Source organism: Pseudomonas sp. NPDC090592, assembly GCF_044769185.1.
In the GTDB taxonomy this organism is placed as follows: Bacteria; Pseudomonadota; Gammaproteobacteria; order Pseudomonadales; family Pseudomonadaceae; genus Aquipseudomonas.
The window spans coordinates 1-5,414 of sequence record NZ_JBIVXJ010000065.1 but is presented as its reverse complement, the minus strand read 5'-3'; the positions used below and the strand labels follow the sequence as shown (position 1 = coordinate 5,414).

Genomic DNA, 5,414 nt, shown 5'->3' with positions numbered 1-5,414 from the left:
CTGATACATAGATGCAACCGGGTTCCTATGTTCAAAAGCAATTAGACAGTGTGGGCGAGTCCATACATAGGAGCGGCCTTGTGTCGCGAAAGGGCCGCGCAGGGGCCCCAGGATTTCAGCATGAATGCAGAGATTGCTGGGGCCGCTGCGCGGCCCTTTCGCGACACAAGGCCGCTCCTACAAAAGCGATCTGTGTCCTGCCTTACCAGCGCCCGGCGGCGTCCTGGTCGCTCTGCTTCCCTTCAACCCACCTAGGCCCCTCCTGGGTATTCTCCTTCTTCCAGAACGGCGCCCGGGTCTTCAGGTAGTCCATGATGAAGTTGCAGGCATCGAACGCCGCCTGCCGATGGGCACTGGCCACCCCCACGAATACAATCGGCTCACCAGGTTCCAGCGCCCCTATGCGGTGCAACACCTCCACCTTGAGCAACGGCCAGCGCTGCTCGGCTTCGACCACGATCTTGGCCAAGGCCTTTTCGGTCATGCCCGGATAGTGCTCCAGGAACATCCCCGCCACTTCGCGACCATCGTTGAAATCCCGCACATAGCCGACAAAACCCACCACCGCGCCCACGCCGACGTTGGCCGCATGCATGGCGTTGACCTCGGCTCCCGGGTCGAACGCGCCTTCCTGCACTCGCACTGCCATGTTCAGCCTCCGGTCACCGGCGGGAAGAACGCCACTTCATCACCCTCTTCCAAGGGTTCATCAAGCTTGCACAGCTCCTCGTTGCGCGCACACATCAGGTTCTGCTCGGCCAGCAGGTCATACTGCCCGCCCTTGCCCAACAAGGCCTGGCGCACATCATCAATAACCTTGAACTCACCCTCCACCCGCTCGGCATCCACGCCCAGCAGCTCGCGGTAACGGGCGAAATACATCACCTTGATCTTCATCACGCCTGCACCTTGTAGTGGCCACTCTTCCCGCCGACCTTCTCCAGCAAGCGTACCTGCTCGATGACCATGCCTTTATCCACCGCCTTGCACATGTCGTAGATCGTCAGCGCAGCCACGCTGGCAGCGGTCAGCGCTTCCATCTCCACACCGGTCTGCCCGGCCAGTTTGCAACGGGCGACAATACGTACCGCGTCCTGGCCCTCGGCACTGAGTTCGACCTTGACGCTGGTCAGCATCAGCGGGTGGCACAACGGGATCAGGTCGCTGGTTTTCTTCGCCGCCTGGATGCCGGCGATGCGCGCCACGGCGAACACATCGCCCTTGGGGTGTTCGCCGTCGACGATCATCTGCAAGGTCTGCGGCAACATCCGCACCCGCGCCTCGGCGGTGGCCTCGCGCTCGGTCACGGCCTTTTCAGTGACGTCGACCATGTTGGCCCGCCCCTGGGAATCAAGATGTGTCAGCACTGCTCTGCTCCTGTGAAGGGAACCCGCAGTGTAAACCTGTGGGTCAGGTTTGAGCAGAGGTATGTGTCGCCAGGGCCGGCCTCTTCGCGGGCACGCCCGCTCCCACAGGTACAATGCAGGACCTGAAGACAGCGCAATACCTGTGGGAGCGGGCGAGCCCGCGAAGAGGCCGGGCGGCGAGCCGCCCGGCGGTGGGGGTTACAGATGCGACTCGGCGTACTCGGCCAGCACCGAGCGCGGCACACCCTGCAGGGTGATATGCACGCCGTGGGGGAAGTCCTTGAAGCGCTCGGTCAGGTAGGTCAGGCCCGAGCTGGTCGCGGACAGGTAAGGGGTGTCGATCTGCGCCAGGTTGCCCAGGCAGACCACCTTGGACCCGGAGCCGGCACGGGTGATGATGGTTTTCATCTGGTGCGGCGTCAGGTTCTGGCACTCGTCGATCAGGATCAGGCTTTGCTGGAAGCTGCGACCACGAATGTAGTTCAGCGACTTGAACTGCAGCGGCACGCGCTCAAGGATGTATTCCACACTGCCATGGGTACTTTCATCGTCCATGTGCAAGGCTTCGAGGTTATCGGTGATAGCACCCAGCCAAGGCTCCATCTTCTCGGCCTCGGTGCCCGGCAGGAAGCCGATCTCCTGGTCCAGCCCCTGCACGCTGCGGGTGGCAATGATGCGCCGGTAGCGCTTGCTGACCATGGTCTGTTCGATGGCTGCAGCCAGGGCCAGGATGGTCTTGCCGGAACCGGCGGCGCCGGTCAGGTTTACCAGATGGATATCCGGGTCAAGCAGGGCGAACAGCGCCAGGCTCTGGTGGATATCGCGTGGTTTCAGGCCCCAGGCTTCCTGGTGCAGCAGTGGTTCCTGGTGCAGGTCGAGCAGCAGCAGTTCATCGTTGCGAATGCCTTTGATCCAGCCGACGAAGCCCTGCTCATCAATGATGAACTCGTTGATGTGCACGGCTGGCAGGTTGTCGATCATCTGCACCCGATGCCAGGTGCGGCCGCGCTCCTGGCGGGTATCGACCTTGCTCACCCGGTCCCAGAACGAGCCGGTAACCGAATGGTAGCCCTTGGACAGCAAGGACACGTCATCGACCAACTGGTCGGTGCTGTAGTCCTCGGCCGCAATGCCACAGGCACGGGCCTTCAGGCGCATGTTGATGTCTTTGGTAACCAGCACCACATCCAGGTCGGTGCGCCGGCTGCGTACTTCAAGCAGGGTGTTGATGATGATGTTGTCGTTGAGGTTTTCCGGCAACAACTTGCTGGGTTCGTTGCGCGGGCTCATCAGGATCGACAGGAAGCCCTTGGGCCCACTCTTGTTGCGCTGGATCGGCACGCCCTGCTCGACATCGCTGGGTGAAGCATCACCCAGGGTCTGGTCGATCAGGCGAATGGCCTGGCGGCATTCGGCGGCGATGGTCTGTTTACCGGTCTTGAGCTTGTCGAGTTCCTCCAGCACCGTCATCGGGATGCCGACATGATGCTCCTCGAAGTTCAGTAACGCGTTGGGGTCGTGAATCAGGACGTTGGTATCGAGCACATAGAGGATTGGCTTGCTGGAGGAAGGGTTGCGTCCTTGGTCATCCATACTCGGTCACCTTATGTCGAAGCCACACGGCACACTCTCTAGTGCGCCGCAGAGTGACTGCCGTTCTCCCCGTATCCGCGTTGCTACGGGCGGGGAGCGAACCTTGCAAGGTGGGCTGGATGACGCCACCTGTGCTGCAGGAATCGGCTGTCTGGTTTCTTCATACCGCAAAAACCATGACCGGAAAAAGCATTTTTACGTCTTTTTGAAGTTTATTTTTCCGATTGACGAAGAGGCCTTGGCGGCAGCGCCAGACGGGACTACAGTCAGAAGTCATACCCTCTATTCGCTATATCCATATTCCCGGCAACCCTCCCAGCCGATCCCGCTTTGCGCGGTATTACGCAGCAGCCATTCCACCGCCGGCTGGGCCTTGGGCAGGCTGTCGTGGAACTGGATCACCCCTTTGCGCCACAACAGCATCAGCGTCAGCACGCGCTGCGCCGAAGCCTCCGGGCCCAGTGCGCCATCGTCTTCGGCATCGATATCCCACAACGATACCCGCAGTTGCTGGCTGGCCATGAACGCCTCGCCATCGGCACGGCGTTGGCCATAAGGCGGCCGGAACAGCGGCACATACTGGTCCGGCAGGTCGGCCTGCACCCGCGCCTGGCTGCGCCGCAGCGAGTCCTGCCAATCCGTCCACTGGGCATGGGAACGGTATTCCCAGCCTTGAATGCCCACACACTGCGCGCGATACAGTTGGCGCAACGCATTCGCCGCGCCCGCGTCACGGCGTTGCTGCAAGCGGTTGCCCAGCACGAAGAACGTGCCCTGAAGCTTCTGCCGACGCAGGTAATCGGTCAGCAGGTCGGTATTACCGCCGTCCGGCCCGGGCCCGCCGACGAAGGTCAGCAGGAACATGCGGTCGTTCAGTTCGTCACCATTGCGTTCGCGCGAAGACAACCGCTCCACCTCGCTGCTGGTCTGCGGCAGCAGTGCCGCCTTGCGCAATTGTTCGTCCAGGTAGCGCACGTGGAACTGGTGGCTCGGCTCGATCCAGCTGGTATAGAACGTGCCGACATCCGCAGCGAACGTCGCTGCCTGCGTACGCAAATCCGCCATCGAGGCTACCGGGTAGCAGAACGATGCATCCTGCTCGCAGCTGCGCTGGGCTTGTGCATAACCTTCCCACAGCCGTTGCCACATGCGCGCCCTCACCTGACGCACCTTCTGCAGGTTGATCTGCCGCAGCCCCAGCCGCGACGCCAGCGCCGCATCGTCCAGCAGTTCGCTTTCGTGCAGCACCTGGGCGAACGAGAGAATCTCGGCACGCGAGGCCACATCGAACAGCGCCGGGCTGTCCAGTTGCTCGGGCCAAAGGCTGCGGTCCAGGCTTACCTGGGGTGAAGGGGCGGCTTGCGCGGCCAGGCTCAACAGAGCGGCCAGCAAGGCAATGGCAATGCGCACGGTGAAAGGCTCCGCAACGGCAAAACGCGAACTATAGCGCCTGCAACGCCCCATGGTCTGTGACTATCGTCGCCATAGTTTGGACTTGCACCGCCCAGCCCGTAGAATCTCCGGCCAACGATGCCAGGAGCCGACCCGATGCTGACGGTGATTTCCCCCGCCAAGACCCTCGACTACGATACCCCGCCGGTAACCGGGCGCTTCACCCTGCCCCAGTACCTGGACGACTCTCAGGAGTTGATCCAGCAACTGCGGGAGCTGTCGCCGGCACAAATCAGCGAACTGATGCACCTGTCCGACAAGCTCGCCGGCCTGAATGCCGCCCGTTTCGGCAGCTGGACACCGGATTTCACCCCCGCCAATGCCAAGCAGGCGCTGCTGGCGTTCAAGGGTGACGTGTACACCGGCCTTGACGCCGAGAGCCTGGGCGAAGACGACTTCAGCTACGCGCAAGACCATCTGCGCATGCTCTCGGGCCTGTACGGCCTGCTGCGCCCGCTGGACCTGATGCAACCCTACCGCCTGGAAATGGGCACCAAGCTGGCCAACGCCCGCGGCAAGGACCTGTACGCCTTCTGGGGCACGCGCATCAGCGAATGGCTGAACCAGGCCCTGGCCGAACAGGGCGATGACGTGCTGCTGAACCTGGCCAGCAACGAATACTTCAGCGCAGTGAAACGCAGCGCCCTCAAGGCGCGGGTGATCAACGTCGACTTCAAGGACTGGAAAAACGGCCAGTACAAGATCATCAGCTTCTACGCCAAGAAAGCCCGCGGCATGATGAGCCGCTTCGTCATCCAGCAACGCATCAGCGACCCGGAACAGCTCAAGCAGTTCGATGTGCAGGGGTACTACTACAGTGCCGAGCAGTCCAAGGCGGACCATCTGGTGTTTTTGCGGGATCATCCGGGCGAGTAAGCCTGCCAGATCCTCTTCGCGGCTAAAGCCGCAGGGATCGCATCAGGGCTGACAGGTGTTGGCCGCAAGATATGCAGCGCCTGTGAGACCGAGCGCCGCCCGCGCGGCGCATCGCGAGCAAGCTCG

General features: G+C 62.0%; 6 protein-coding genes. 1 reads left to right on the top strand and 5 read right to left on the bottom strand.

Annotated elements, in window-relative coordinates:
- Window positions 1–202: 202 nt before the first annotated feature.
- The 5 genes from moaE to ACIQUI_RS28380 all read right to left on the bottom strand — a co-directional run bounded on the left by moaE (window position 203) and on the right by ACIQUI_RS28380 (window position 4,370).
- Complete coding sequence (moaE, locus tag ACIQUI_RS28400) at window positions 203–649, bottom strand: molybdopterin synthase catalytic subunit MoaE (protein WP_060499776.1); 447 nt, start codon at window positions 647–649, stop codon at window positions 203–205.
- Window positions 650–651: 2 nt separating this feature from the next.
- Window positions 652–897, bottom strand: coding sequence for a molybdopterin converting factor subunit 1 (moaD, locus tag ACIQUI_RS28395; protein ID WP_403204401.1), 246 nt, complete (start codon window positions 895–897; stop codon window positions 652–654).
- Window positions 897–1,367: a cyclic pyranopterin monophosphate synthase MoaC gene (gene moaC, locus ACIQUI_RS28390; protein ID WP_085626488.1), complete on the bottom strand. Its 471-nt coding sequence runs from the start codon at window positions 1,365–1,367 to the stop codon at window positions 897–899. The genes moaD and moaC overlap by 1 nt, the downstream gene beginning before the upstream one ends.
- Window positions 1,368–1,565: 198 nt before the next feature.
- A complete protein-coding gene (locus ACIQUI_RS28385; protein WP_391127584.1) occupies window positions 1,566–2,960 on the bottom strand; it encodes a PhoH family protein in 1,395 nt (464 codons plus the stop codon).
- Between the two features lie 282 nt (window positions 2,961–3,242).
- The gene (locus ACIQUI_RS28380) at window positions 3,243–4,370 is read right to left on the bottom strand and encodes a polysaccharide deacetylase family protein (protein WP_403204397.1); all 1,128 of its coding nucleotides are present in this window, start codon (window positions 4,368–4,370) and stop codon (window positions 3,243–3,245) included.
- Window positions 4,371–4,508: 138 nt separating this feature from the next.
- Between ACIQUI_RS28380 and yaaA the strand changes: the two genes are divergently transcribed.
- Window positions 4,509–5,288, top strand: a complete 780-nt coding sequence (yaaA, locus tag ACIQUI_RS28375; protein WP_403204394.1) for a peroxide stress protein YaaA — start codon at window positions 4,509–4,511, stop codon at window positions 5,286–5,288.
- The last annotated feature ends 126 nt before the right edge of the window (window positions 5,289–5,414 follow it).

What these genes read in the sequence shown, in the direction of transcription:
- moaD (WP_403204401.1), bottom strand. Translation starts at nt 897, where the DNA reads ATGAAGATCAAGGTGATGTATTTCGCCCGTTACCGCGAGCTGCTGGGC.
- yaaA (WP_403204394.1), top strand. Translation starts at nt 4,509, where the DNA reads ATGCTGACGGTGATTTCCCCCGCCAAGACCCTCGACTACGATACCCCG.
- ACIQUI_RS28385 (WP_391127584.1), bottom strand. Translation starts at nt 2,960, where the DNA reads ATGGATGACCAAGGACGCAACCCTTCCTCCAGCAAGCCAATCCTCTAT.
- moaE (WP_060499776.1), bottom strand. Translation starts at nt 649, where the DNA reads ATGGCAGTGCGAGTGCAGGAAGGCGCGTTCGACCCGGGAGCCGAGGTC.